24 protein-coding genes and 1 tRNA gene are annotated in these 22,373 nt (G+C 62.0%); 9 read left to right on the top strand and 16 right to left on the bottom strand.

Annotated elements, in window-relative coordinates:
- Positions 1 to 36 precede the first annotated feature (36 nt).
- The 7 genes from FMM79_RS19070 to FMM79_RS19040 form a co-directional block, all read right to left on the bottom strand.
- Positions 37 to 1,347, bottom strand: a complete 1,311-nt coding sequence (locus tag FMM79_RS19070) for a TraB/VirB10 family protein (protein ID WP_240339312.1) — start codon at positions 1,345 to 1,347, stop codon at positions 37 to 39.
- A complete protein-coding gene (locus tag FMM79_RS19065; RefSeq protein WP_148629055.1) occupies positions 1,344 to 2,129 on the bottom strand; it encodes a type-F conjugative transfer system secretin TraK in 786 nt (261 codons plus the stop codon). The genes FMM79_RS19070 and FMM79_RS19065 overlap by 4 nt, the downstream gene beginning before the upstream one ends.
- On the bottom strand, positions 2,113 to 2,751 hold the full coding sequence (locus tag FMM79_RS19060) for a TraE/TraK family type IV conjugative transfer system protein (RefSeq protein WP_148629053.1): 639 nt from the start codon (positions 2,749 to 2,751) through the stop codon (positions 2,113 to 2,115). The genes FMM79_RS19065 and FMM79_RS19060 overlap by 17 nt, the downstream gene beginning before the upstream one ends.
- 8 nt (positions 2,752 to 2,759) lie before the next feature.
- Positions 2,760 to 3,026 carry a type IV conjugative transfer system protein TraL gene (locus FMM79_RS19055; RefSeq protein WP_067736503.1) on the bottom strand — a complete coding sequence of 89 codons (267 nt, stop codon included), beginning with the start codon at positions 3,024 to 3,026 and terminating at the stop codon, positions 2,760 to 2,762.
- A 137-nt stretch (positions 3,027 to 3,163) separates the two neighbouring features.
- Positions 3,164 to 3,490 (bottom strand): hypothetical protein, encoded by a 327-nt coding sequence (locus tag FMM79_RS19050; protein ID WP_148629118.1) that lies wholly within the window; start codon positions 3,488 to 3,490, stop codon positions 3,164 to 3,166.
- A 184-nt stretch (positions 3,491 to 3,674) separates the two neighbouring features.
- Entirely contained in the window at positions 3,675 to 4,460 is a 786-nt protein-coding gene (locus FMM79_RS19045; RefSeq protein WP_148629051.1) for a DsbC family protein, read from the bottom strand.
- On the bottom strand, positions 4,393 to 4,779 hold the full coding sequence (locus FMM79_RS19040; RefSeq protein ID WP_148629049.1) for a hypothetical protein: 387 nt from the start codon (positions 4,777 to 4,779) through the stop codon (positions 4,393 to 4,395). Before FMM79_RS19040 ends, FMM79_RS19045 begins: the two co-directional genes overlap by 68 nt.
- A 350-nt stretch (positions 4,780 to 5,129) precedes the next feature.
- On the opposite strand from FMM79_RS19040, the gene FMM79_RS19035 reads away from it, so the two are divergent.
- The 6 genes from FMM79_RS19035 to FMM79_RS19010 all read left to right on the top strand — a co-directional run bounded on the left by FMM79_RS19035 (position 5,130) and on the right by FMM79_RS19010 (position 9,549).
- Positions 5,130 to 5,528, top strand: a complete 399-nt coding sequence (locus tag FMM79_RS19035; RefSeq protein ID WP_148629047.1) for a hypothetical protein — start codon at positions 5,130 to 5,132, stop codon at positions 5,526 to 5,528.
- 187 nt (positions 5,529 to 5,715) lie between these two features.
- The gene (locus FMM79_RS19030) at positions 5,716 to 6,129 is read left to right on the top strand and encodes a helix-turn-helix domain-containing protein (protein WP_162853565.1); all 414 of its coding nucleotides are present in this window, start codon (positions 5,716 to 5,718) and stop codon (positions 6,127 to 6,129) included.
- Between the two features lie 11 nt (positions 6,130 to 6,140).
- Positions 6,141 to 6,764, top strand: coding sequence for a GntR family transcriptional regulator (locus FMM79_RS19025; RefSeq protein ID WP_148629045.1), 624 nt, complete (start codon positions 6,141 to 6,143; stop codon positions 6,762 to 6,764).
- A gap of 148 nt (positions 6,765 to 6,912) precedes the next feature.
- A complete protein-coding gene (locus FMM79_RS21425) occupies positions 6,913 to 7,047 on the top strand; it encodes a benenodin family lasso peptide (RefSeq protein WP_162528555.1) in 135 nt (44 codons plus the stop codon).
- Positions 7,048 to 7,102: 55 nt separating this feature from the next.
- Entirely contained in the window at positions 7,103 to 7,768 is a 666-nt protein-coding gene (locus FMM79_RS19015; RefSeq protein WP_148629041.1) for a lasso peptide biosynthesis B2 protein, read from the top strand.
- Complete coding sequence (locus tag FMM79_RS19010; protein WP_148629039.1) at positions 7,765 to 9,549, top strand: asparagine synthase C-terminal domain-containing protein; 1,785 nt, start codon at positions 7,765 to 7,767, stop codon at positions 9,547 to 9,549. Before FMM79_RS19015 ends, FMM79_RS19010 begins: the two co-directional genes overlap by 4 nt.
- Here the strand turns inward: FMM79_RS19010 and FMM79_RS19005 are convergent.
- From FMM79_RS19005 to FMM79_RS18990, 4 genes are all read right to left on the bottom strand, one after another.
- Complete coding sequence (locus FMM79_RS19005) at positions 9,520 to 11,715, bottom strand: Atxe2 family lasso peptide isopeptidase (protein WP_148629037.1); 2,196 nt, start codon at positions 11,713 to 11,715, stop codon at positions 9,520 to 9,522. The genes FMM79_RS19010 and FMM79_RS19005 overlap by 30 nt on opposite strands.
- Complete coding sequence (locus FMM79_RS19000; RefSeq protein ID WP_148629035.1) at positions 11,709 to 14,273, bottom strand: TonB-dependent receptor domain-containing protein; 2,565 nt, start codon at positions 14,271 to 14,273, stop codon at positions 11,709 to 11,711. Before FMM79_RS19000 ends, FMM79_RS19005 begins: the two co-directional genes overlap by 7 nt.
- Positions 14,274 to 14,348: 75 nt before the next feature.
- Positions 14,349 to 15,368: a FecR family protein gene (locus FMM79_RS18995; protein WP_148629033.1), complete on the bottom strand. Its 1,020-nt coding sequence runs from the start codon at positions 15,366 to 15,368 to the stop codon at positions 14,349 to 14,351.
- On the bottom strand, positions 15,365 to 15,925 hold the full coding sequence (locus FMM79_RS18990) for an RNA polymerase sigma factor (protein ID WP_148629031.1): 561 nt from the start codon (positions 15,923 to 15,925) through the stop codon (positions 15,365 to 15,367). Before FMM79_RS18990 ends, FMM79_RS18995 begins: the two co-directional genes overlap by 4 nt.
- Before the next feature lie 704 nt (positions 15,926 to 16,629).
- On the opposite strand from FMM79_RS18990, the gene FMM79_RS18980 reads away from it, so the two are divergent.
- On the top strand, positions 16,630 to 17,175 hold the full coding sequence (locus tag FMM79_RS18980; RefSeq protein ID WP_371710959.1) for a thermonuclease family protein: 546 nt from the start codon (positions 16,630 to 16,632) through the stop codon (positions 17,173 to 17,175).
- Positions 17,176 to 17,206: 31 nt separating this feature from the next.
- Here FMM79_RS18980 and FMM79_RS18975 read toward each other — a convergent pair whose 3' ends face one another.
- From FMM79_RS18975 to FMM79_RS18960, 4 genes are all read right to left on the bottom strand, one after another.
- Positions 17,207 to 17,581 (bottom strand): MarR family transcriptional regulator, encoded by a 375-nt coding sequence (locus FMM79_RS18975; protein WP_148629027.1) that lies wholly within the window; start codon positions 17,579 to 17,581, stop codon positions 17,207 to 17,209.
- Entirely contained in the window at positions 17,574 to 18,527 is a 954-nt protein-coding gene (locus tag FMM79_RS18970; protein WP_148629024.1) for a phytanoyl-CoA dioxygenase family protein, read from the bottom strand. Before FMM79_RS18970 ends, FMM79_RS18975 begins: the two co-directional genes overlap by 8 nt.
- A gap of 16 nt (positions 18,528 to 18,543) precedes the next feature.
- Entirely contained in the window at positions 18,544 to 19,158 is a 615-nt protein-coding gene (locus tag FMM79_RS18965) for an acyl-homoserine-lactone synthase (protein ID WP_162853563.1), read from the bottom strand.
- Between the two features lie 62 nt (positions 19,159 to 19,220).
- Positions 19,221 to 19,988: a LuxR family transcriptional regulator gene (locus FMM79_RS18960; RefSeq protein ID WP_148629019.1), complete on the bottom strand. Its 768-nt coding sequence runs from the start codon at positions 19,986 to 19,988 to the stop codon at positions 19,221 to 19,223.
- A gap of 711 nt (positions 19,989 to 20,699) precedes the next feature.
- Between FMM79_RS18960 and FMM79_RS18955 the strand changes: the two genes are divergently transcribed.
- Complete coding sequence (locus FMM79_RS18955; RefSeq protein WP_148629017.1) at positions 20,700 to 20,912, top strand: hypothetical protein; 213 nt, start codon at positions 20,700 to 20,702, stop codon at positions 20,910 to 20,912.
- Positions 20,909 to 22,081, top strand: coding sequence for a tyrosine-type recombinase/integrase (locus FMM79_RS18950; protein WP_148629015.1), 1,173 nt, complete (start codon positions 20,909 to 20,911; stop codon positions 22,079 to 22,081). Before FMM79_RS18955 ends, FMM79_RS18950 begins: the two co-directional genes overlap by 4 nt.
- 60 nt (positions 22,082 to 22,141) lie before the next feature.
- Here FMM79_RS18950 and FMM79_RS18945 read toward each other — a convergent pair.
- Positions 22,142 to 22,215, bottom strand: a tRNA-Cys gene (locus FMM79_RS18945).
- Positions 22,216 to 22,373: the final 158 nt, after the last annotated feature.

Below are 22,373 nucleotides of genomic sequence, written 5' to 3'. Positions count from 1 at the left end.
ATGATGGAGGCGGGCATGATGAGGGAAGCGGCGGCATCAGAACTGCGCCCCCGCGCCGGGTTTGATTTCGAGGGCAACGCCCTCCTGGATAACGACGACCACGTCCTTGGCAGCGCCCACCTCGACGATCGGGCCGGCCTGGCGGGCAAGGTCGAGGTAGAAGTCGGTGAGCTTGTCCGAGGACTTGGAAAGCCCGCCCGCGATTCCGGTTTTCGCCGCGTCGCCAGCATCGAGCGAGCGCACCGTGCCGAGCGCGGACGTCGAGGTCTCGCCGAACGTATTCTCGACGCTCTGGCTGATCCCGCTGATGGTCCCGGCAATGAAGCTTCGCGCGAGCGCTGCCCCGGCGCGCGTCACGACCCGGCCCGACAGGCCCTTCTTGCCATCGGCATCGACGAAGAAGCCCTTGACCGGTTGATCGACCACGGAATGTTCATCGAAGTCGACGCACGAGAGGCTCACCAGCTGGACCTCGACGCGCTCCTTGGCGAGGCTGCCGGTCGCATTGCCGATGACGAAGCACCCGGAAAGGTTGGCCTTGACGTCGTTGGGCAGCACGGCCGGCGCCTGAACCCGGGCGATGATCGGCTCGGGGTTCGAGGTCGCATCGCGGCTCGCCAGGGCATCAACGCCCGTCAGGAGCCGCGCCTTCATGAAACCAGGCGGCAAATAGATCGTCCGATTCTTTTTTTTAGAGTCCGCGGCGGTTCCTTCGGCGCCCTTGGCGAGCACCGGGCTCGTTGCCGAACCGATCGCGCCCACTACCTTTTCGACCGGCGGGGCGGGCGGGGCTGCCGCGGGAATTGACGGAGGCAGGGGCGGTGTGGCGGTGATATTGTCGGGGATCCCTTCTGGCGGCGGCGGAAAGGCCGGAGCCTCGCCGTCCAGTGCCGGGGGTAGATCGCCGGTATCGCCGGCTGCACCTTCAAGCCCTGGCGTTTTGGTCTGGCCCGGCGCCTTGCCTTCCTCGATCGCGGCAAGCCGGTCGCCCAGCAGCTTCTGGTCATCGAGCACCTTCTTGAAATCGCCGCGCAGTTTCTCCTCGAGACTGTCGCCGCGAAGACCCGCGCCCATGTTCAGGGTCGATGCGGCGGGCTTGGACGATCCCGGTTCGTCGCTCGCGCTGCTGGCGGAGTAGAGCGCATAGCCGAGCAGCCCCACGGCGCCCGCCAGCGCGGCCTGCTTGGCACGCAGGCGTGTTTGCGAGCCCAGCGTGTTCCACCGCGTGCGCAGGACATCGACAAGCGATGGCGCCAAGGACGGTGGTGATGGGGAGGGCTCAGGCACATCGCCGAGCTTCCTGTTCGAGCGGGACATCGCGCCCGGATGACGGATGCCGTTGGTCACTGCGCCTCTCCCCTGCGGATGACGATGAGACGCGCGGTCTCACCCGCCTTGAGGGCAAGCCGGTCGAGTGTGACCGCGAAGATCTGGGTGCCGAGGCTTCGGTCGAGGAAGCTGCGCTCATCGAGCGTTACGTTCGCCTGGGGGCTCACCAGGTATTCCGAAGCCGACAACCCTGCGCCTTCGACCGCGACATGCCGGCGCTCGGTCAGCGCGATGCCTGGAAGGCCAGTCAACGTCAGCGTGCCCGAGGCGGGTGCCACTTCGGCAAAGCTCGCGGGCAGCCGGTCCTGCAGCATGGCAAGAGTAATCGATACCGCGCGTTCTTCCTCGACCAGGGGGCCCAGGAGATCGGCATTGGCCGTCGCGCGCTGGATGCGCCCCGGCGCCAGCGTCACGGTTTGCGCCGGGATATCGGACGGCTCGGCATAAAGGGTGTAGATCGCGCCATTGCACGAGACGAAGAATTCCGACGGGGTGGTAACGTAGGACCTCGTGACTGCACCGAGCTCATCGATCTCCTTGACCAGGAACTTGATCCAGGCGTCCGAACCCGCCTTTTCGACCGCGATCGCCTTTTCAGCGGAAAAGCGCACGTCCTCGATCTCGCCGTCCTCGCAGACCACGTGATTGATGTCGCGGTTGGAGAGGCGAATGGTGCTTGTCTGGCCTGGCAGCACCATGGTCGCTTGCGCCAGCGCAGGGGCGGGAGGTGCGATCAGGATGGCGGCGAGCAGCGCGGTGCCGCCGGTGCGCTTCACTGTGCGCCTAGTGGGTTTCAGCATCGAACTTTTCCTCGGAAAGGCGGGTGAGCCAGAAGCGGCCGTTGTCGATCGCGTAACCGATCCGGAAATTGCCGCGGAACTTGCGGATCACACCGCCGATGATGCGCACCTTCTCGACCGGCACGACGATCTCGGTCTTGGTCCAGGTCACGGGCTGGTCGGTGCGGATGTATGTCGCGATCGAGAGCGTCGGATTGCTGGCAAGCTCGTCGAGAATGGCATTGAGGCTGTCGCGAAGGCTGTTGTAAGCACTGGGATGCGCGAGGCTCAGCAGTTCCTGAAACTGCCTGTCGGCGCTGTAGGCCGAATAGGTCCCGGCAAGGCTGACTACGTTGCGGGTCATGGTGCGCAGGTATTGGGGCGAGGGGCTGTTGCCGGTGACGTAAAGGTCACCGCCCGAGCCGAAAGGCACGATCACTGTGCGCTGGTTCTGGCCCGACGTGTAGAGCAGCATGCCCAGCACCGCCGTCACTCCCAGCGTTCCGAGAATCGCGAATTTGAGAAGCCGGTTTTCCTCGAAGAGGTTGGCCGAACCCTGGAGGTAGCGGTGGATGCCGAAGCTTGCGGGCTTGCCGACGAGCGGATCCTGGCCCGCATCCTTGTCCCTGCTGAACAGTGCCATCACCGGCCTCACTCGAAAAAGCGGGTCTGGGTCGGACCCGGGTAGTGGCGGAAGCGCACGAGGCCCCAGCGCCAGGCGAGATGCGAGAGGAACCCGCGCGGGCGGGCCCGCTTCCAGGGTATGAAAAGGAGAAGGGCGCCGATGAGCGTCCATCCGACGATCCCGCCGACGATGGCGGCGACGAAGATCGTCGACATGACCAGGATGAACTCGTCCGAGCCGAACCATAGGATCTGGACCGGGCCGTGCAGATACTGGGGCAGACGTTCGTCCAATGCCCTTCTCCTCCTGCTTCATGACACCTGTCGCCAGGCGCCATTGTCCAAAGGCCGGGGATCGGCCTTCGGCCTGGGGCGCGGTGCGCGCTGAACCCGAACCATGGGGATAGCCCGGGCGCGGCGCGCACCGCATGTCAGATCACCATTCCAAAGGTCTGGAGGATGGTGTCCGACTTGATGAGGCAGACCGCGGCAACGATGGTCGGGATGCCGACCATGACGTTGGAAAAGAGCCGCGAGACACCGAAGAGGAAGGCGGCGACACCGCCGACGAAGCCGAGCGGGCCCTTGACGCCCTTGTTCACGACGATGTCGTAGATGTCGTAGCCAAGATCGCCCGCCGCCGGCGCCGTGAAGGCGTGGGCACCGGTGCTCACGAGCACCATGAGGGCAAGGGGCACGCCGAGATTGGCGAGCATGTTGGGGATGGCGAGGGCATTCTGCCCGAGTTTTAGTATCATCGTTTGCGCTCCATCAGACAGGAGCCGCCCGGGCATGAGCCTTTCGGCATCGATGGAATATCGCTGCCTGCCGTCGCGCGAGGCGGGCGGCTCCGAGAGGACCGCGCGTGCCGGCATTCCGGTCCGCCGCGCCGCACCGCCATGGGCCGGGCAGCTGGCGTCCGCCAGATAGGGGTGTTGCAGGTCAGCGCGCGGCATTGTCGCCGTTCCCGCTTTCGACGGAATGCCCGGCCTGCTTGCCGTCGAGGAAGGCCTCGATGTCGGCCAGCCGGAAGCCGGAGATGAGCTTGCCGCCAGCGATAAGCGTCGGCGTCCCGCCAATGCCCATCGCCTCGACCAGTGCCGCATCCTCGGCAACGCGTGCTTTGCCCTCGGGGCAGGTCAGTAGCGTTTGCGGATCGGCGCCGGCGTAGATCGCGTGGAAGGCTGCGCCCGGATCCTTCGAACACAGGATATGCTCGGCCTTGGCGGCGGATTCCGGGTGGATCTTGCTCACGAAATAGATGAGGCGGCGCACCGGCTTGCCTTCGGCGGCCTTGGCGGCCCAGAACCGGTCGAGCGCGCGGCAATAGGGGCAGTCGGGATCGGTGAACTCGATCACGGTGGGTGCTTCGACCGGGCCGATGGCCAGAGCCTTCTTTGGATCGATGAGCTTGAAGCGCTTCCTGGCGCTGGCCTCCTGGGCCAGCGCGGTCATGTTGAGGCCGTTCTTGTCGTAGACCGTGCCGAAGACGATGTGGCCGCTCGCCGGGGCATAATAGATCACCCGCCCGCCGGCGAAGGCCTGGTAGATCGCGCCGTTGATCGGGGCGGGGCCGAAGTCCTCGAATGTAAGGTTGGTGAAGGTCTGGTGGAGCTGGCGCTGGGCGGCCTCGGCCGCCTGGCTCAGAACCTTGGCATCGCTACCGGTCGTTGCCGGCTCTGTCTGAGCGAGGGACGGCGTCGTACCGATCAGACTGAGGGCCAGCATCGTGGCTGTCGCCGATCGCCTGCGTTGGATCGCTTTGCGGGGAAGGGGCATGGGGCGTGCTCCTGGTAGGAAAGGGCGAGGGAAACGGGAGAAGCGCCGGATCGAGGCGGATCGTGCGGCCGAGCGGGACCAGCGCAGCGCTGGAATGCCGCTCGTCATCAGGGCCGATCCTTTCGATCGCGAAGCCATGCGAGGTGGCAACGATGCGGCTTGCCGGGCGGATGGGAGGCGGCGGATCCAACCTCGCCGCCACGTTGCACGCGGTGAGCGGCATCAACGGGAGCATCGCGAGAAGTGCCATGCGCATGGGGTCGGGCATCGGGCACGAGGCCTCCTTTCGCAGGAGCGTCCTCTCATCGAGGACGTACGGGGTGATCATCGGTGATTGAACCAGGGCTGTGGCGGTAAGCCGGGGCTGTCGGGCCAGGCCGTTCCGTTCCCTGTGGGTCGACCATTGTCATGACGATGAGTGGGGGCGTGCTGCAAGGACGAGGGCACTCAAGACCCTGTCGGGGCACTCTGGCGCCCACATCGGCACTGGAGTTCCGCTATCGGCCCTGAAGACGCCTATTATAGGGCGCAGCGCACAGCCTGAACTGCCCGATTTTCGGCCAGGAGCGTCTCAACAGGGGAAGAAGCGGCGAATCGCTGACGGGAGTTCACACCACGATGCGCAAATCGAGAACCTACAAGCTGATGCTGTCCGCGGATGGCGTGTCGCTGTACCTTGCGTGCCACTGCCGCCTTGCCGGCCTTGTCAGGGCGTTCATTCCCTATGGGCAGACGCTGGGCGTTGCCGTGAGCGTGCTGGAAGGGCTTGCGCCCTGCGACATCGCGGCCGAGCTCGTTACGCAGCGCTTCGCCCGCAGCTGTGGGAGCACGCCGCACTTCGTGGGGGCCACCGCGCAACTTGCCGAGCGCATGGATGCGATCCGTACAAGGTTGGGCGAATCCACCGACTTTGCCGCGGTCCCTACGGTGCGCGATCTATACATCGCCGGGCTCCTGGGCTTTGAAGCAACGGACGACAGCCAACTACTCAAGGCGCATTCCCAATTAAAATTGTGAAATGGCTACTTCATATCTGCCTTGCGTGTTTGGAGCGGTGTTTGTGGCCTCATCCAAAGAGTATGCGCACAAGTTCTTCTCAATTTGGAAACTGTTGTATTTGACCAGCGGTGTATAAGACACCAGCAATAGAGATTGTCGGGCCAAGCTCCGGACCTTTTTGGGCGGTTTTCAGGGAGTCCTGGACATGTCCCGATATATCAGTGCCCAAAGCGGCCATGAATTGCTGGACGAGATGAAGCTGCTGTCCGGCAGAACCATCGAGGAGCGGCGCAAACATGCACGCATCACGCAGCGTCAACTGGCCGGAACGATCGGCATCGGTGCGCGCTGGATTCGCGAGATTGAAGCCGGCAATCCCCGCTCGACCATCGATCTGCACATCAAGTGCGCGGCGGCCCTTGGCCTCCCCGTCTCCTACCTTCTCGTACCGCTCCTGTTCATGGAGAGCGACATGAAATTCCCTGTAGGCTTCATCGTCGATCACTTTGCCGGCCTCAAGGATCACACGATCAAGTGCATCGGTGACTACTATCTGGAAACACTGGGCAAGCAGGTCCGGCCTGCCGGCGATCATCCGCCGCCGGCGGCAGGCGCCTGAGGTCTTCGCACGTGGCGCCCGAACCGGTTACCGCTGAACTCACCTACCAGCGCCTGAAGCGTGAGGTGATGCACGGGCGCTTTCGACCCGGAACTCAGGTCATTTCGCACAGCATCGCCCAGGAATTCGGGACCAGCATTTCGCCGGTGCGTGATGCCATGCAGCGCCTCGCCTCGGAAAGGCTGTTGCACCATCAGGCAGGGGGCGGCTTTGAGGTCCCGCACTTTGAAGCGAGTGCTCTCGAAAACCTCTATGCATGGCACCAGGACGTCGTTCGTCTTGCCTTGCGAGACCGCGATTCCGGCGCTGACGCAGAAGATCTGCTGCCACGCCTGCTGATGCTGCGCGACGACGATCCCGAAGCCCTTGTCCAGGCCACGACTGACCTCTTCGCAGCGATCGGTCAAGGCTCGTCCAATGCGGAACATGGGGTGGCGATCGAGGCTATCGGAAGCCGACTCCATCTCGCGCGCCTTCACGAAGCGCAACTCGGTGATCGGTCAGCCGAACTTGTCGCGGTCTGGAGCGCGCTGAGCGCCGGTCCGGTTTCGACCGCGATCGCGGCGATACGCGCCTACCACAGGCGCCGGTTGCGGCGGGTGCCGGCCATTGTTCGCGCGATCTATGTGCCTTGAAAGACGAGGGTTTTGGGATGTTGCGGATGGTGCGTCGCTCAGCCCACGCTATCCCTCCCAGATTGGGAACTTATGTGATCGGGTATATGTACGCCGGGGCATAGCATCCTTCAGGCCGCAATCCTGCGGCAGACAGAAGGAGGTTCCCATGGAACGTGAAACCCAGCACATCGAAGACGGTGTGATCGAACTCGGCGCGGTTAGCGAGCGCACCGAGGGCAACGGTGAAGCTGGCCTCGATATCGCCGGGCAGCGCAATCAGGTCGGCATTTCCGACGACTGACTTCTACCCGCGGTGCGCGCCTTCGGGCGTGCACCGCTCCACAAGGGGCGTCGGCATGGGCCTGGTTCTGGCACAAGGCGTTTCGTTTGCCCGTCTCGGTGAACGCGTCATCTTCCTCGATCTTCGCAGCGACCGGTATTTCGGTCTTTCCTCGCGGTCCGAAGCGGCCTTCTTGCGGCTTATGGACGGGCACCGTCCGGAGGATGCAGATCCCACGAGACTGGATGGCCTGGTACGCGAGGGCATTTTGGAGCAGGTGAGCGGGCAGGGTTCGATTTTGCCCTTCAAGCCTGCATTTCCTCCTGCGGCAAGTCTGCTCGACGGGGAGCGTTTGCCCATTGGAGCGTGGCGCCAAGCGCGCGCGGCCTGGGCTCTCAAGCGCTCCCAGCATGAGCTGAAGACCCGGCCGCTCTACGATCTCGTCAATGAACTATCGGCATGCCGATCCGAGCATGATGAGAGTTCGAACACTACCGAGGATGCGCGGCGGATCTGCTGGGCCTTCGAAGCGGCGGGGCTTCTGGTCACGCCCTTGCGCAATTGCCTGTCCCGTTCGCTGGCGCTCGCCGCAACGCTGCGTGCGGGCGGACACGCCTGCGAGCTCGTGATCGGCGTTGCGATCAACCCCTTCCAGGCCCATGCCTGGGTCCAGGCGGGGGACAGGCTCCTCAACGATCGCCTTGAGCGCGTTCGCCAGTTTACGCAGATCCTCGCCGCATGAGTCGGCCGCGCTATATCGCCTGGATCCTGCCGCATCCCGGATGGCAGTCGCATAAGATTGATCAGCGAATCAAGCGCGCGACGCACCTTCTTGGCCCCGATGTACGCACGATCTCGGCAGGCCGCCTGTGCATGGTGACGGACTGCCCGGCCGTCACTTCAGCTACCAGCCAAGGTGAGGTGATCCTTCTCGGACAGGTCTTTTCCGGTCTTGGCGACACCAGCCTGACATCGCTGAAACCTGACGCTTGCGATGCGATCCTGAAATCCGCCGGCGCGGCGCTGGTGCGCGAGTTTTGGGGCGGATACGTCGTGTTCGTTATACGCGGCGAAGGCAGCGAGGTTTGCGTTATCCGTGATCCATCGGCCAGCATGCCCTGCTATTACCACTTGCAGGACCGTGTGACGGTCATCTCCTCGGACATCGCCATTGCCAGCCGGTGCGCAGACTTGTCCCTGAACATCGACTGGGAGGAACTTGCCGTTCATCTCCAGGCGAGCCAGCTGCGACGGGCACAAACCTGCATTCGCGGGCTGACCGAACTGCTCGGTGGCGAGCGCCTGTCCATCCATGCCGAGCATCCGGCGATCGATGCGGTATGGTCGCCCTGGACCTTCGCGGCGCGCGAAAGGCAGATCATCGACGAGGAACACGCGGCCTCGCTCCTTCGCAAGACGATCGTGCAATGCGTTCGGTCGCTGACCTTGCCCTACGAGCACATGGTGCTGACCCTGTCGGGCGGACTCGATTCCTCGATCGTGGCGGCCAGTCTTTCAACGATCGGCGCGCGCTTCACCGGCCTCACCATGGCGACACAGGAACCGCTGGGCGATGAACGGCGCTATGCGCAGGTGATGGCCAGGGCCTGCGGGGCGCCGCTCGTTGAACGGTTCGAGGATATGGGCGCGGTGGATCTGACGCGGTGCGACAGCGCACACCTGCCGCGCCCGATTTCACGCGGCTTCGCGCAGTCCATCGATCGGGCCTGCCAGGAACTTGCCGATGAAGTCGGCGCAGGGGCCTTTCTGAGCGGCGCGGGCGGTGACAATGTCTTTTGCTTCCTGCTTTCGGCCGCACCGGTTGCCGATCATTTGCGCCGCGGTGAGTTCATCTCAGCCCTGCTCGCAGCGCGCGACCTCGGATGCCTCGGAGAGGCAAGCGTATTGCAGGTCTTGGGAAAAGCCGCACGCAGGGCGTGGCTGCGGCGTCCAGATTTTCGTTGGCGCCGCGACTTTACATTTCTGAGCGAGCAGATCAGGAATCTCCCCCTGCAGCCGCTGGAGCATCACTGGCTGACTGCACCGCGTGGCGCGGCTCCGGGCAAGGCCGGACACATCGCATCGATCATGAACATTCATAATCACCTCGAAGGCTTTGCGCGCGAGCATGAGCGTCCGGTCATTGCTCCGCTGCTTGCCCAGCCAATCGTAGAGCTATGCCTGCGCATCCCGGCCTCGTCATGGTCCAGGAATGGCCGGGACCGCTGGATCGCAAGGCGAGCCTTTGCCGATCGGCTCCCTCACGAGGTCCTTGAACGGCGAGAGAAGGGCGGTCCCGACGGCTTTGTTGCCCGACTCTTCGATCATCATCGGAAGCAGATAAGAGATTGGCTTTGTCACGGGCAACTTGCCGGGCAAGGGCTGCTCGACGTCCAGGCCTTGGAGATGTTCATACATGGCGATGGGCCGGTGATCGGGCAGAAATACCTGTGCGTGATGAAACTCCTAGACGCCGAGATGTGGGCACGCAGTCTAGCTTCCCGGACGCAGGTTCAGTGGTGATGTGCGGTCACGGCGTCCGTTTGCCAAAGCCTTTCGCATCGCGCTCCAGCGCTTGTATTCCTCCGTTTGGGCCTCGGCCTCCCCATCGTGCCCGCCCAGCCAGAAGTCGAACCAGGCAAGGTTGCGTTGATAAATCGCCAGGCGATGGGCCGGCTGAGACTTGATGTGATATTCGCCCGGGAACACGTACAGGTCCACCGGTGCGCCGTAGTCGTGCAGGTATGCATAGTCATCGAGGCCAAGCAGCGTCTCGTGATCGGCCAGTTGCATGAGCAGCGGAACCTTGATCTTGTCCGCATTGGCGGAAAGCGAAAGGTCCTTCCAGAATGCGGGATCGTCCTGTGCAAGCGAGGGGTAGCCCGCCTGGCGCAACAGGGCATAAAAGGCAGGACCGCCAGTCACCCGGGTGGATTGGGGGCCCATGCAGCACGATGAAATGGCAGCAGCTGCGAAGGCTTCAGGCGCGTTCACCAGCGCAAACTGAACGGTCGTCGATCCATCGCTGAGTCCGGTAATGCCAATTCGGGCTGGGTCGATGGATACTTCCCGTTTTGCAGCATCAATTCCAGCCAGGACGGATGTGAGCGTGCTCCACCTTTCGCTCCAGCCTTTGGTGTTGGCGGCTTCGGCTTCTTCCCACGTATGCCAACCCGGGTCGGGCAGAGACTGGTAGAAGATCGGTGGCGTCTGGACGCTGAGAACCGCATAGCCGTGAGCAGCAAATAGCCAGATCGGGTATTCGTCGCCGGTACCTCCACGCAGGAATCCCCGCGTGATGTATTGAACGATGATGAGCGGGAGCGGCTTGCCCTTGTCGTAGGCGGGCGGCAGCACGAGATCGCCGAAGGCCGGTAAGCCATAGCGATTGTGCCAGTAGAGCCGTTTGGTTCTGCCGAGCTTCAGGTTCTGAAAGTCCGGGTTCGGATCGTAGATCACGGTCTCCTTGCCACTGCGGGCATCGATGGTGACGATCCGGCGGGGCTGGCGCGTGCCCTCGCGCATGCACAGGAGGCGCTTTCCCGTGAGCGTACAGCCCATCAGGATATCCTCGGTTTCGAGGAGGCGGCGCGCGGCGGCTCCGGGCGCCCATCGGTAGAGCACAGTCATGGCGTCCGCCCAGCCTTCCCGCTTGAGGAAAAGCACGGCGCTGCCGTCCCAGAAGAGGGCTTCGACATCGCGCTTCATGTCGCGGCATGTGGGATCGGTGCATACGACAGGCTGCTTACCTGGCCGCTTGAGCCAGATAGCCTTCGGGCTCATCAGGCGTTGCGGGTCGGTGGCGATGCTCCAAACCAGAGTACCGTCGCTGCCTTGGGAGACATTCAAGGCGCCGTCAGGCACGCCGTCAAACTTTCGATCCCCCAGCATCCGTTTCTCCTCGGGCGTGGCCTGTCGAATTTTGCCCGTCGCAATGTCGATAGCTAGATATTCGAGTGGGCGGGGCCCCGAAACGGCCGGTTTCATGCCCGAGAACGGCGTAGTTCGCGCGTCGTAATGATACCCGCCGAGGCCCTCCTGTCTTATGGTCTCGGCGGCTTCCAGCACACCGGTCTCACGGGTGAAGAGCACGCTCTTGCCGTCAGTGGACCACCCGGTGTCGGAGACATCGACGTCCGAGTGGGTCACCTGGTAACTTTCGCTGCCATCGGCGCGCACACGCCACACCTGCGTGATGCCGTCGACGCGCTTGCGGTAGGCGATCCATTTGCCATCGGGCGACCAGGCCGGGCTGATCACATCGGGAGCGCCGGTGTTCGTGCGATTGCCGCGAATATAGCGGATGACGGGAATGTAGGTGCCACCGGTGTCCACCACGCGGGGTTCGGATTTACCCAGATCCTGGACAACGAGCGCCTGGCACCAGGCGTTGGTGTCAGGATCGGCCCGTGTGATCACGTAGCCGATCCTGCGCCCGTCCGGTGCGACACCGAGGGGGCTCTTGCGAGCAAAGCCGGTATAAAAGCCAATGTCTCTCAGCCTCACGAGATCCCGGGCGGAGACGGTCCGTTGCGAAGGCGAGGCGAGCGGGCTTGCCAGCACGCCCGTGCAAGGATCCCGGGTTCCCCGGACGCCGGCTTGCGCGGCGCCCGGGGTAGCAGTGAACGCGAGGAAAGCGGCGGCAAGGGACAAGGCCGCCGGCTTCAGGCTGGAGGCGTTCGCTACCATTTCTTGGCAACGCTGAGAGCCAGCACCCGGCCGAACGGGGAGTAGTTCGTCGAATCGTAGGGGGCCTGGTAGAGTCGGGGCGAGTCGATCAGATCGGGTCGGGTATTGAGCGCATTCTGGACGAGCAGCCCGATGCTGAGCCCGCTCAGGGTTCCGTTGCCCGGCCCCCACTCGTAGCGAAGGTTGATATCGAACGTGGTCATCGAGCCGACGCGAATCGAGGGTGCAGTGCGTATGTCCTTGACCGGGCCGATGTAGTTTCCATTGAGAGCGGCGGTGAAAGGCCCGTTCTCCCAGGTGACCCCGAAACGTCCGCGAAGGTGGGGCGGATTGAAGATATTGCCGGCAAGGGCTGCGCTGGGCTGCAGCGGGCTCGATTGCTGCCGGCTTTTCAGATACGAGGCCGAGGCGTTGAACAGCAGGCGGCCCGCCGCGCCGACATCGGCCTGGTAGCGCAGCGATCCATCGACGCCCTGCACAACCTGGCGTGCGATGTTCTGGTAGTTGTTGGTGACGATGGCGACGACCGCGGCAGGATCGTAGCCCGCCGGAGAATAGTCGTAGAACAGGGCATCGGCGAGCGCGGCCTGCTGGTCGGCAACCGAAGGGTCGAAGGATACCTGGTCCGCGTAGGCAGCGTTGCTCAATGCCTGCGAGAGATAGGTGACCGGCTGCAGCACCCGGTCACGGTAGTGCACGTTGAAATAGCTGATCTCGAAGCGAAGATTGGGCACCGCGACCGGATGCGCCGCGAATGTCACCGTCCAAGTCGATGCCCGTTCAGGCTTCAGGTTTCGGTTGCCACCGGTAACTTCCAACACCTGGGCCGACGAGGGGTAGCTGTGCCCGCCATAGTAGATAGCGGCATCGACCACCGCGCCCTTGTCGCTGTAGCCTTGGTAGAGCGTGGGAGCCTTGAAGGATTTGCCCCATGATGCCTTGATCTCGAAGTCCTGAGTTGGAGCCAGGATCAGGCCGAGTTTGGGCGTCGCGATCCGGTCGATGCCCGGATAGTCCTCGTAACGCACGGCCGCGCTCAGGTTGAGCCGGTGCAGGAACGACAGTTCGTCTTGCGGGCCGATGAGCGGCAGGTTCAGCTCGGCAAAGCCGTAGTAGCTGTCCTGCGAGGCCCGGATATCCTGTGCTGCGCCGAGGGTGCGGAACCCGTGAAGGTCGTTGTTGCGGTAGCCCGCGCCATAGGCGATCCGCGCATCCCCGCCACCAAGGGCGAACAGCGGGGTCTCACCCGTTAGCTCGATAGCCTGGGCCTTGTTGCAGTAGCACCCGCCCGACTGGAAAATGAGGCTGCCACCGCGGTAAACATTGGCAAGGTAATGCGTCCTGTCGACGCCGTACATTCCCGAAAGCGTCAGGCGCGTGGCGCCGAGGTCCAGGGCCAGTTCGGGCGCGATGGCATAGGCGCTCGACTTGTCGCGCCGGTAGTTGCCCGCCACCTGAAAATCGGGATCGTTCGTCGAGGCATAGCTGCGCTTGGTTCGCCGCCGGTTGTAGAGGGCATCGACGGAGAACGTCAGCGAACTGGTCAGCTCCTGGTGCGCGCTTACGAGCACGTTGTGGCGCTTGATCGACGGGAACAGGGTGAGGGCGGGGCGGTCTTTCGTGTAGGCCCGGTGCCGCCCCATGAGCGCATTGTCGCGTTCGAACTCGTAGGCGACGATGACCCCACCCGAATTCCAGACCTGTCCTACCGTTGCGCCGTATTGCTGTTGAAACCCGCCGCCCTCGGTTGATCCGGCAATGCGCGCGCTGATTCCGACGCCATCGTAATCGGACTTGAGGATTATATTGGCCACCCCGCCAACAGCATCCGAACCGTACAGAGCCGAAGCGCCGTCGGCTACAACCTCGATGCGGTCCACCGTAGCGAGCGGTATGACGGAGATGTCGATGCCCTGATCGGCGGCATTGTAAGTAAGCCGGTGGCCATTGAGCAGCGTCAGCGTGGCATCGGAGCCTAGCCCGCGCAGATTGATGGCTGACGCACTGCCGAGACTGTTGCCCTTGGACTCCGGAACCCCAAAACCGATCCCGGGATTGGTGCCGCCTCCGAAATTTTGCGGGATGTCGCGGAGAACGTCGGCCAAGCGCGATTGACCGGCATTGAGCATCTCTTCGTGGGTGATGCTGATGGTGGGCGATGCGATCGGTGCACCGCGCACGCGCGATCCGGTAACAAGAATTTCCGAACTCTCCGGGCCTGCGCTTGCGCGCCCCGGGACTGGGGTCGAGACTTCGGTGACGAAAATCGTGCCGTCTCTGATTTCTGCGCGAAGGTCACTGCCGCTCAGGAGTTTCTCGATCGCCTCGCGGGGGGTGTAATTTCCGTGGAGGGCCGCGGCGCGCTTACCCTTGATGGCATCGCTGCGCACGACCAGTTCGAGGTCGGCCTGGCGGGCAACGGTGCCAAGGGCGTATTTGAGGTCCTGTTCGGCGATGTCGTAGGTTTGCGCGCCCCTATCCTGCGCGCAGGCCGCTTCCGTGGTTGCAAGTGCGAGAAGGGCCGCGCCGGCCAGAAGAACTCCGTGATTTGCTCTCATGTCTAACCCCCTGTTGATCCGCCGTTTCCAAAAGGGCGGCTTCAACCGAGGGAGACCGGGAGGCGCGAAAAGTGGTTAGTTGGCTCTAGCCAGACGAAGCCGTCCGGGGCGGCTGCGATCTATCGAAAGGTCCAGGATTTGCGCCAGTTTGCGGGCAACGGACTCCGCGCTAAAAAAATCTATTTGGGCGAAGATTTTTTCCTGGCCGATGGAAGGATCGGCCAGTTCGATTTGCACTGCGGATTGTCGGTTCACGGCGGCGACAATCGTGGAGACCGGTACATCGTCGAAAGTTTTGCTATCCATTTGCAGGTCGGTGGCGTTCCCGGACGAGGCAACAGGCGCGTCGTGCCGGATGCTTGCATCGGCGCGGGTGTCTGGTGCGTAGGAAACGTTTTGACCCGGCGTCAGTACGACATCTTTCAAGGGGCGATCTGGGGCAGCCTTGGGCATGACCACGCGGATACGGCCGCGGAGCAAGTGAACCGCTACTTGTTGCCCCACTTCAACCTCGAACACGGTGCCAAGTGCGGTGACGCTGCCGCCTCGTGCTGTGACGACGAAAGGACGTGAGGCGTCATGGGTGACGTTGAAGCGCGCTCTACCGCCCAGCAGATCGATGCGCCGTTCCTTCTCGCTGAAATGGGTAATGAGCCTCGTCGAACCAAACAGGATGACACGCGATCCATCGGCGAGCTCGACCGTCTTCTGGCCGGGCTCAGAGTGCGAGATGGCCGCGTCGGCTATCGTGGAGGGATGGAGATGCGCAACTTTGAATTGCTGGTAGGCGGCCACACCAATAACAGCCAGCCCGGCGAGGGCTGCGAGGGCCATTGACGTTCGAACCTGCCATAGGGCCATGGTCGATTTGGGGGCAGCTACGTCCTGCAGTTCAGGCAACATCCGGGCCGCGTTACCGGCGCGTCCCAGTCCTGCGACGATGCGGCTGTAAGTAGCCCGGTGTTCCGGGCTGCGCTCCATCCACCGCTTTACCCGGGCCCCATATCGGTGGGGATCGTCGATCATGAGCATGACCCAGCGCGACGCCTGCCGCTCGATCCTGCGCGTGCGAGAGAACCAGGAGGCGATGCTCATCGCTCGCCCCGATGCCGGTCAACATGTTCGATTGCTCTAAGCATATGCCATTTGACGCCCCATACCGTCATGCCGAGCTTACGGGCGATCTGCTTGTAGGTGTACCCCTCGACGCGGCTGAGCAGGAAAATCTTGAGCGTTCGCGGCTTCAGTTTGCGTAACACCTCATTGAAATGGTCTAACTCCTCGCGCCCGACCAGGTCGCGGTGCTGATCATCAGGGGCAGCGAGTTCCCGGGCATCGGCCAGTTCCACCGATCGGTCGCTGACTTTGGTCGCCGCGCGTTCGGCCCGGTCTATCAGGAGATTGGTTGCAATCCGCCTAAGGTAGGCCTGCGGGGTCTGGATTTGCGTTTGGTCGGCAGCGCGCAGGAAACGGACCAGGGCTTCGTGCGCCAGGTCCTCGGCGTCGCACTGGGATTTGAGCTTGGAGCGAAGGAAGCGGACAAGGGCAGGGGCCTCGCTGCGATAGATATCATTGAACGCGGAAGCGTCACTCCACGCCTCATCGGGCCGGGGCAGCCGGACGGAACCTTCCTGGTTGCCCCCGGCGCGCATCAGTTCGCGGCCCCGAAGAGGCTGGCATTGTCGCTTGCAAATTCTGGCCGTCCGTAGCTCTGGTCCATGCGTCGCGCCTATGTCCACTCGGGGCGACGGCCAAAGCCGGATGTTGGAAACCTGCCAAGCGGTCAGGCGCACGTGCCTTTACCGGCAAGCCGGCTGGACATACGCACGTGCCACCCGGCCGCAAAAATTGTGACCGAGTTTCGCTTGGAGGGGTTTCCACGCCCCATTCCCGTTCTGTTTACGGGAACATTTGCAGAATGGACTGATGACGAAACCGAGACAAGCCTAAATTTCTCAAAGGCCTCTCGGGTCGTCGCGATGTTGGCGCGGGATTTTTGCCGGAAATTCGACCAGTGTTGGAGTGCTATCGGTAAAATTACCGCTCAGTGCGCGGATGGACCTGGGCAGGACTTGGAGCGGCAACGCGCCATGCACCTGCATCGTTCCGTTCGAGAGGCACCCCGCACGAATCGCACAGCGCGCCGTATCCACCCTGCTTTCCGCGCGAGATGGAATGCACCGAAGGCTTGTGGCGGCCGAAGTAGCAGAGGAGCGACATGGCTGCTCAAATAGCCGGACGCAGGCGACCGGTCACCGCCCTTGCGGCAGAAAATCTGCCTGAAACCTTGCCTGCACCGAAATGAAGGTGACGCATGTGCCCATGACAATGCAGATGAGCGCGATATATCAAGGGGATGCGCAGATCATCGAGACAGTCACGGCGTCCGGCAAACGTCGTGCAATTCCGGGGATACAGGCCGAAACCGAGGACAGTTCCCAGCAAGGGGGCAAGCCGGCATGGTGGTCTTCTCATCATCGCGCTCGGTCTCGTCGCAGGCGGTCTTATCGGCCTGAGGCTGAGCATATGGATGGAAGCGGGCTGGCCCGGGATCGCCGGGGTTGCCGACACGAATGCGGCACCGTCGCTTTGCATTGGCAGTGTACACGACGGCGATACAATCCGCACGTGCGCCGGAGAACGCGTGCGGATCGAGAATATCGATGCGCCGGAACTGCCCAATAGCCCCAAATGCGCCGACAGACGGCGGCAAGGATGGTGCGACTATAGCCTTGCTGTGCGCAGCAGGGATGAACTCGCTTCATTTCTGAAGGGCGGTCATGTGGCGATTTCGCGAAGCGGAACGGATAGATACGGTCGCACGCTCGCCCGTCTTCTAGTCGATGGAAGGGATGCTGGCGATCATCTGGTCGAACTGGGACTGGCAAGGCCCTGGCAATGACAGGTTCGCCGCGGCTTCAATCGCGGCGCCGTCACGAACAGGAGGCATCGTGGAATGCCAGCATCAGCCTGTCAAAAAGCAGTTCCAGCCTTTCGCGGAACTCCGCGGTCAGCTGAATTCCGACCCGGCGGCGATCACTCTCATCAATAACGCGAATGACAAGGCCTTGCTGAACCATGGCGTCGATCTTCCGATGGGCACTGGAAATCGGCACTTTACCGGCGACGCTGAGTGGCCAGATGTAGGGTAATCTGCCCTCATGGTCGGCGACATACAGGTCAAGCAACATGTCCCATACCGGATTTGCGCACAGCATCGATCCGACAAGATCTGTAACAAGCTCTCGTTGGCGGATCAGCGCGCGGCAAAGGGGAAGGTGCCGGTTCGCCGCACCGGGGCTATCCACCTGCTTGCTCCGTCCCGAGCGAGGCCGCACCGGAATTCAGATGCGCGGGCAGCATTGTTGGATGGCCCCCCGGTGCGTCAGCACCTTGGCGCCATGCGGCGATCAGGGCTTCTTGTTCGGGCAAGAGGGCATCGATCGCTCCGCTCGGCCCTGCAGCTTCCTCGAGTAGCAGGGAAGGGCACCGGCCCTCGAACGTACCAAGGTTGGGACGATGCACCCTGTAGCCGGCAAGGCGCGCAAGGCTCCGTGGGAATGTGCGTGCCACCTCTGGTGGGTATGCAAGCCAGGGGAGCTCGTAGGGTTTCAGCCATCCAAGGCAGTAGCTGATGATCACGCCGCGGCGGGGAAGGGCGGTGCGATTGGCGCCTGCGGCATGCAGCGTCGAGCCCAGGAATACGAGTGCTGAGCCCGGTGCCATTTCTGCAATGACGGCTTCTTCTGGGGTGATGAGCAACTCATCCTGCCGCCGGTGGCTCCGAGGCCAGACAAGCGTTGCTCCATTGTCCTGCGTGAAGGCCGACAGCGGCCACATGACGTTGATCAGGAATTCCATGCCGCGTTCGCGGTCAATGAAGCCGCTGCATGGCCACATGTCCTGGTCGCGATGAGGCACCTGCTGGCTCGCTTCGGGAGCAAGCTCGATCGCTTGCGTAAGATTGAGCGAGAAATGATCGCACCATGGGCCCAGCAGGTCGTCGGCAAGCGCCAGGATCACATCGTGCTCGACGAGATGTGCTGCATGGCTGGATCGCTTGAGGAGTCCGGCAAAGCGCCGCGTTCCTGTCCCGGAAAAGCAGCCTTGCGAAAATGCGGTTCCCGCAAAGTGCGTCTCGAGGTCCGCGTTCAAGCCTACGATCAGGTCCGGTGAAACCAGATCCTCGAAGATGGCATAGCCTTGATCGCGCAGTCGTGCCGAGCCCTGCGAGGAAGGTGAATTGGCGGTCATCGCAGTTTCCCCTTCGTCACTGGTTGAGCGCGACAAGCGGCGCGAGCGTCTCCGACCAGATGCCGGCGTCGTCCAGCATCCGGGGTGTCTCGTCGTCGATGTGGATCATCAGGGCCGCGAGCATACCGCAAGGCAGGTCTTGGGGCAGGCCGAGCGGTTCGCAGCGCCAACCGAAGGAGAGTATCTGCGTATACCAGGGCATGTCGGCCACACAGCAGTAAGCGCGGATACCGTTATCCCGCGCGAATAGCGTCAGGGCCGTTGCCAGTTTGTCGCGCACAATCCGCCGTTCAGCCGCACGAATGCCGCGTGATAGGCACAGTCTCGAGATCTCCCAGACATCCGACGCGCTTGGGCTGCCGAGGTCGCAGAGGCCGGGAAAGACATCTCCCAGAACATGGGGCTGAATGGTTGGCAAGAGCCGCAGCGAACCGAGGTGATTGCCGTCGGTATCGGCGATGATGAGATAGATCGTGGAAGGGGTGTCGAACTGATCGATCTCATAGCGGCCATCGAGCGCGGGCAAATCCCAGCGCAGCAGATCGATGAATACGCGCTTGCGTTCCTGGTACATCTGGGCAAGCAGCGGTCCCTGCGCCGCCACCCATCCGCCTTGAATGACATGGGTCATGTTCGCCATCTCCTTTTGCGATGGCGAAAAAATCAGCGAAACGGACCTTCGCGAAAATTCCTCTATTTAGAGGATGTCCGGCGCAGACTGTGAAAGCAGATATGGCCATCGAACAGTGCCCGAAACACCAATGAGGTTCTCTTGAAAACGCCGCATTTGCGCATGGCGCCGGTGATGTGCTGATGAACGGTGGCTTCGGAGAGGCCGAGGGCATGGGCGATCTGCGTATCTCCCATGCCCGATGCGACCAGGCCGACGCAGTCCACCTCACGCGGACTGAATCTCGGCAGGGTTGGCATCGTCCGCTCAAGACCGAGGCGCATGCGAACCAGCTTGCGTGCAGTCTCGAAACCAAATCCTGCAATTATGTGGGCGGCCCCCTGAATTTGCGGCGTCATGGAAACAGGCTGGGAAGTCGCGAAGGAGCATGTGCCCCGGTATTCTCCCGGTGAATGGACCGGCACGGTGACGCCATCCTGGAGGCCGAAGCTGGCGCCTTCCTTCAATATGGTCTGCTGACGCCGGCTCTGAATCAGTTCTGTGCCGATGCCATTCCAGGCGTACGGTGTGTTGCGACCAATGCTGGCTGCATGGATCGGATCGTCGAGATAATAGCGCTCGGTTAGGATCCGCTCGACCCAGCCGTCGGGGTAGTTCGATATCGCGACGGCCTCCTGCGCCGCAGTGACGAGATCGACGTGACTGACTAACGCGAACTGCTCAAAACCGAGCCTGCGGGTCGTCTCCAGCATGAGGTCGAAGAAGTCCGTATCCGAACGCACCTGGCCGAGGCAGAGAAAAAACTCGATAAGCTCTGAACCGATAAACATGCAGCACTTCCCCTGTTGGAGCGCAGGCATTCGGTTTGGCTGGCGACCAGTCTATTCTCGCTACTTCGAAGCGTTTCCATTCAGCCAGGCTGATCGCCTGCAGGTTGTAGATATGGTCATGGACAACCATCGTGCGTGCGCCCTGACCGATATGACCGCAACCAATCCTGATTTCGAAATCGCGATCAGCACCATGAATATACTACTGGCCGCAAATTGGACCATGACATTTTTGTTACGCGATCGAGGCGGTCTATCTCAACGGCTCATGTGCTTAAAGCGGCGGCGACCAGCAAGCTCGATTTGCTCATTCCATCGGCATCGAAATTCGTATAGGATTTAGCTGCTTCATGACACCGCGCCGGGCAATCCGTGAGGAACCCGGGACTTGGATGTCATTCACTTCCAAGACATTGCTGACTTGTGCGGCAGCCGACTTGATCGTTGGCGCAGCTGTTGCGCACTGATGTGCGCAGGGATCACTGTGGCGCCACTGGATTTATTTCCATTCAGACGTGCGCTCGCCGCGCCCCGCTCATCAGCAATGACCCGGTTGGTAGGCGCGATTTTGGCGAAATGCCGGGCGCGCTTTGTCCGACGCTTACGCTTGTCGCACATCAAGCCCACGCAGCGCACTTGGTTCGAAGTTGGCCAAGGAAACCAAGGTGGGAGGGGAGGGCGGGGTGGAGATTTGAGCGGACGGAACATGCCATGCGCGGAACTGAGACTGGTTCGGCGATGACGCAACCATCCCGTTTCAAACAGTCAGACATTACTCGCGCAATCAAAGCGGCCGAGGCCGCCGGCATGCATGTCGGCCGGATCGAAATTGATCCCAACGGGCGAATCATCCTCCATGCAGTTTCAGCCCCCGGCACGGTGATGTTTCAGCGTGAGAACAGCTGGGATGATCTTCTGCGATGAGACGCCGATTTCTGCCCAAATACGTGACGGCGTTTGTCGACCGTCACGGCAAGGAGCGCTTGCGTTTTCGGCGTACCGGATTCGAAAGCCACTATTTCAAATCCAAGCTGGGAACCGAGGAGTTTCGACAGGAATATCGAGCTTGCCTGGATGGTCGGGAAGTGGCCGCACCAGTCAAGGTCAAGCGCAGTGCTCCGGGAACTATTGATGATCTGGTGGCTCGCTATTGCTCTTTGCCGTCACGGCTCGGCCCCACTGAAACGACGCAGCGAAAAATTCGCGGTATCCTGGAGAAGTTCAGAAAAGAGCATGGGCATCGCACTGTTGCGGATCTGGAATTTGAGCATGTTGAGGCCATCTTGCAGCGCAAAATGGAAAGGCGGAAGGTCGGCTCTCGAATCGAAGGCGGCGTTGAGGCCGCTCGCAAACTCCGAAAGGAATTGGTCCGCCTGTTCGATTTCGCCGTCAAATCCCGGCTGATAGATCGCAATCCCGCAGCCCTTGCCGACCGCATTAAGATCGCTCCTGGCGAACGTTCCAAGGGCTATTACAGTTGGACTGAGAGCGACATTGAACAGTATCGCGAATGTCATCTTCTGGGATCACGCGCTCGGCTGGCGATGGAATTGATGTTGTGGACCGGGCAGCGTCGCATTGATGCCATCCATCTTGGTCCCAGGCATGTGGCGACCGGACGTATTGAACTCAGCCAATCCAAAGGCGGGAAGGTCCTTGGGCTACCCGTCGCGCCCCAACTTCTCGAATCAATCGTCGCCATGCCCCCATTGCCGGAAGGTGCAGAATGCTTCCTTCTGAATGAACTGGGGCGTCCGTTCACCAACGCCGGATTTGGAAACTGGTTTCGAGATCGATGCGACGAGGCCGGATTGCATCAGTGCACGGCGCATGGCCTGCGAAAGGCGATGATGCGGCGCCTGGCTGACGTTGAGACGAGCCAGCAAGGCCTCAAATCCGTATCTGGTCACAGCCGCGACGAAGAGGTGGCAATCTATGTCCGTGGGGCTGAGCAAAGACGTCTTGCAGCGGCCGCTATCGCCCGAGTCTCCGACTGGGAAAAATTGCCTGAAACAGAAAAGGAAGATGCGCTCGCGGAGGCCGCAAAATCGGCTCTATCGGCGTGGCAAATGTCTAACCTTGGGAAAAGTTAGACATCGGGTTAGACATTTTTCTTCATAACTATCTGAAATTAAAAGGAAAAATGTAAGAGTTGGAGGCCCGAGCCGGAATCGAACCGGCGTATACGGATTTGCAGTCCGCTGCGTCACCACTCCGCCATCGGGCCTTCGGTGTGGAGGAAGCGCCAGTAACAATGGATCGCGGCTTGCGCAATGGCTTTTCGGCGCGAAAACGACACCGGGTGGAAATCTTGTGCAGGTTCCTGTGCAAATGCCGGTTATTCGGGCTGTCTACCGCGCGATGATGGGGCGGGGCGCTTGCAGG

Source organism: Novosphingobium sp. BW1, assembly GCF_008107685.1.
GTDB lineage: Bacteria > Pseudomonadota > Alphaproteobacteria > Sphingomonadales > Sphingomonadaceae > Novosphingobium.
Note: the sequence above shows the minus strand (reverse complement) of the source record. Positions and strands in the feature narration are given on the sequence as shown.

Coding starts and splice junctions, on each gene's coding strand:
- FMM79_RS19065 (WP_148629055.1), bottom strand. CDS start 2,129: ATGCTGAAACCCACTAGGCGCACAGTGAAGCGCACCGGCGGCACCGCG.
- FMM79_RS19060 (WP_148629053.1), bottom strand. CDS start 2,751: ATGGCACTGTTCAGCAGGGACAAGGATGCGGGCCAGGATCCGCTCGTC.
- FMM79_RS19050 (WP_148629118.1), bottom strand. CDS start 3,490: ATGATACTAAAACTCGGGCAGAATGCCCTCGCCATCCCCAACATGCTC.
- FMM79_RS19045 (WP_148629051.1), bottom strand. CDS start 4,460: ATGCTGGCCCTCAGTCTGATCGGTACGACGCCGTCCCTCGCTCAGACA.
- FMM79_RS19040 (WP_148629049.1), bottom strand. CDS start 4,779: ATGCCCGACCCCATGCGCATGGCACTTCTCGCGATGCTCCCGTTGATG.
- FMM79_RS19035 (WP_148629047.1), top strand. CDS start 5,130: ATGCGCAAATCGAGAACCTACAAGCTGATGCTGTCCGCGGATGGCGTG.
- FMM79_RS19030 (WP_162853565.1), top strand. CDS start 5,716: ATGTCCCGATATATCAGTGCCCAAAGCGGCCATGAATTGCTGGACGAG.
- FMM79_RS21425 (WP_162528555.1), top strand. CDS start 6,913: ATGGAACGTGAAACCCAGCACATCGAAGACGGTGTGATCGAACTCGGC.
- FMM79_RS19015 (WP_148629041.1), top strand. CDS start 7,103: ATGGGCCTGGTTCTGGCACAAGGCGTTTCGTTTGCCCGTCTCGGTGAA.
- FMM79_RS19010 (WP_148629039.1), top strand. CDS start 7,765: ATGAGTCGGCCGCGCTATATCGCCTGGATCCTGCCGCATCCCGGATGG.
- FMM79_RS19005 (WP_148629037.1), bottom strand. CDS start 11,715: ATGGTAGCGAACGCCTCCAGCCTGAAGCCGGCGGCCTTGTCCCTTGCC.
- FMM79_RS19000 (WP_148629035.1), bottom strand. CDS start 14,273: ATGAGAGCAAATCACGGAGTTCTTCTGGCCGGCGCGGCCCTTCTCGCA.
- FMM79_RS18995 (WP_148629033.1), bottom strand. CDS start 15,368: ATGAGCATCGCCTCCTGGTTCTCTCGCACGCGCAGGATCGAGCGGCAG.
- FMM79_RS18990 (WP_148629031.1), bottom strand. CDS start 15,925: ATGCGCGCCGGGGGCAACCAGGAAGGTTCCGTCCGGCTGCCCCGGCCC.
- FMM79_RS18980 (WP_371710959.1), top strand. CDS start 16,630: ATGCGCAGATCATCGAGACAGTCACGGCGTCCGGCAAACGTCGTGCAA.
- FMM79_RS18970 (WP_148629024.1), bottom strand. CDS start 18,527: ATGACCGCCAATTCACCTTCCTCGCAGGGCTCGGCACGACTGCGCGAT.
- FMM79_RS18965 (WP_162853563.1), bottom strand. CDS start 19,158: ATGACCCATGTCATTCAAGGCGGATGGGTGGCGGCGCAGGGACCGCTG.
- FMM79_RS18960 (WP_148629019.1), bottom strand. CDS start 19,988: ATGTTTATCGGTTCAGAGCTTATCGAGTTTTTTCTCTGCCTCGGCCAG.
- FMM79_RS18955 (WP_148629017.1), top strand. CDS start 20,700: ATGCGCGGAACTGAGACTGGTTCGGCGATGACGCAACCATCCCGTTTC.
- FMM79_RS18950 (WP_148629015.1), top strand. CDS start 20,909: ATGAGACGCCGATTTCTGCCCAAATACGTGACGGCGTTTGTCGACCGT.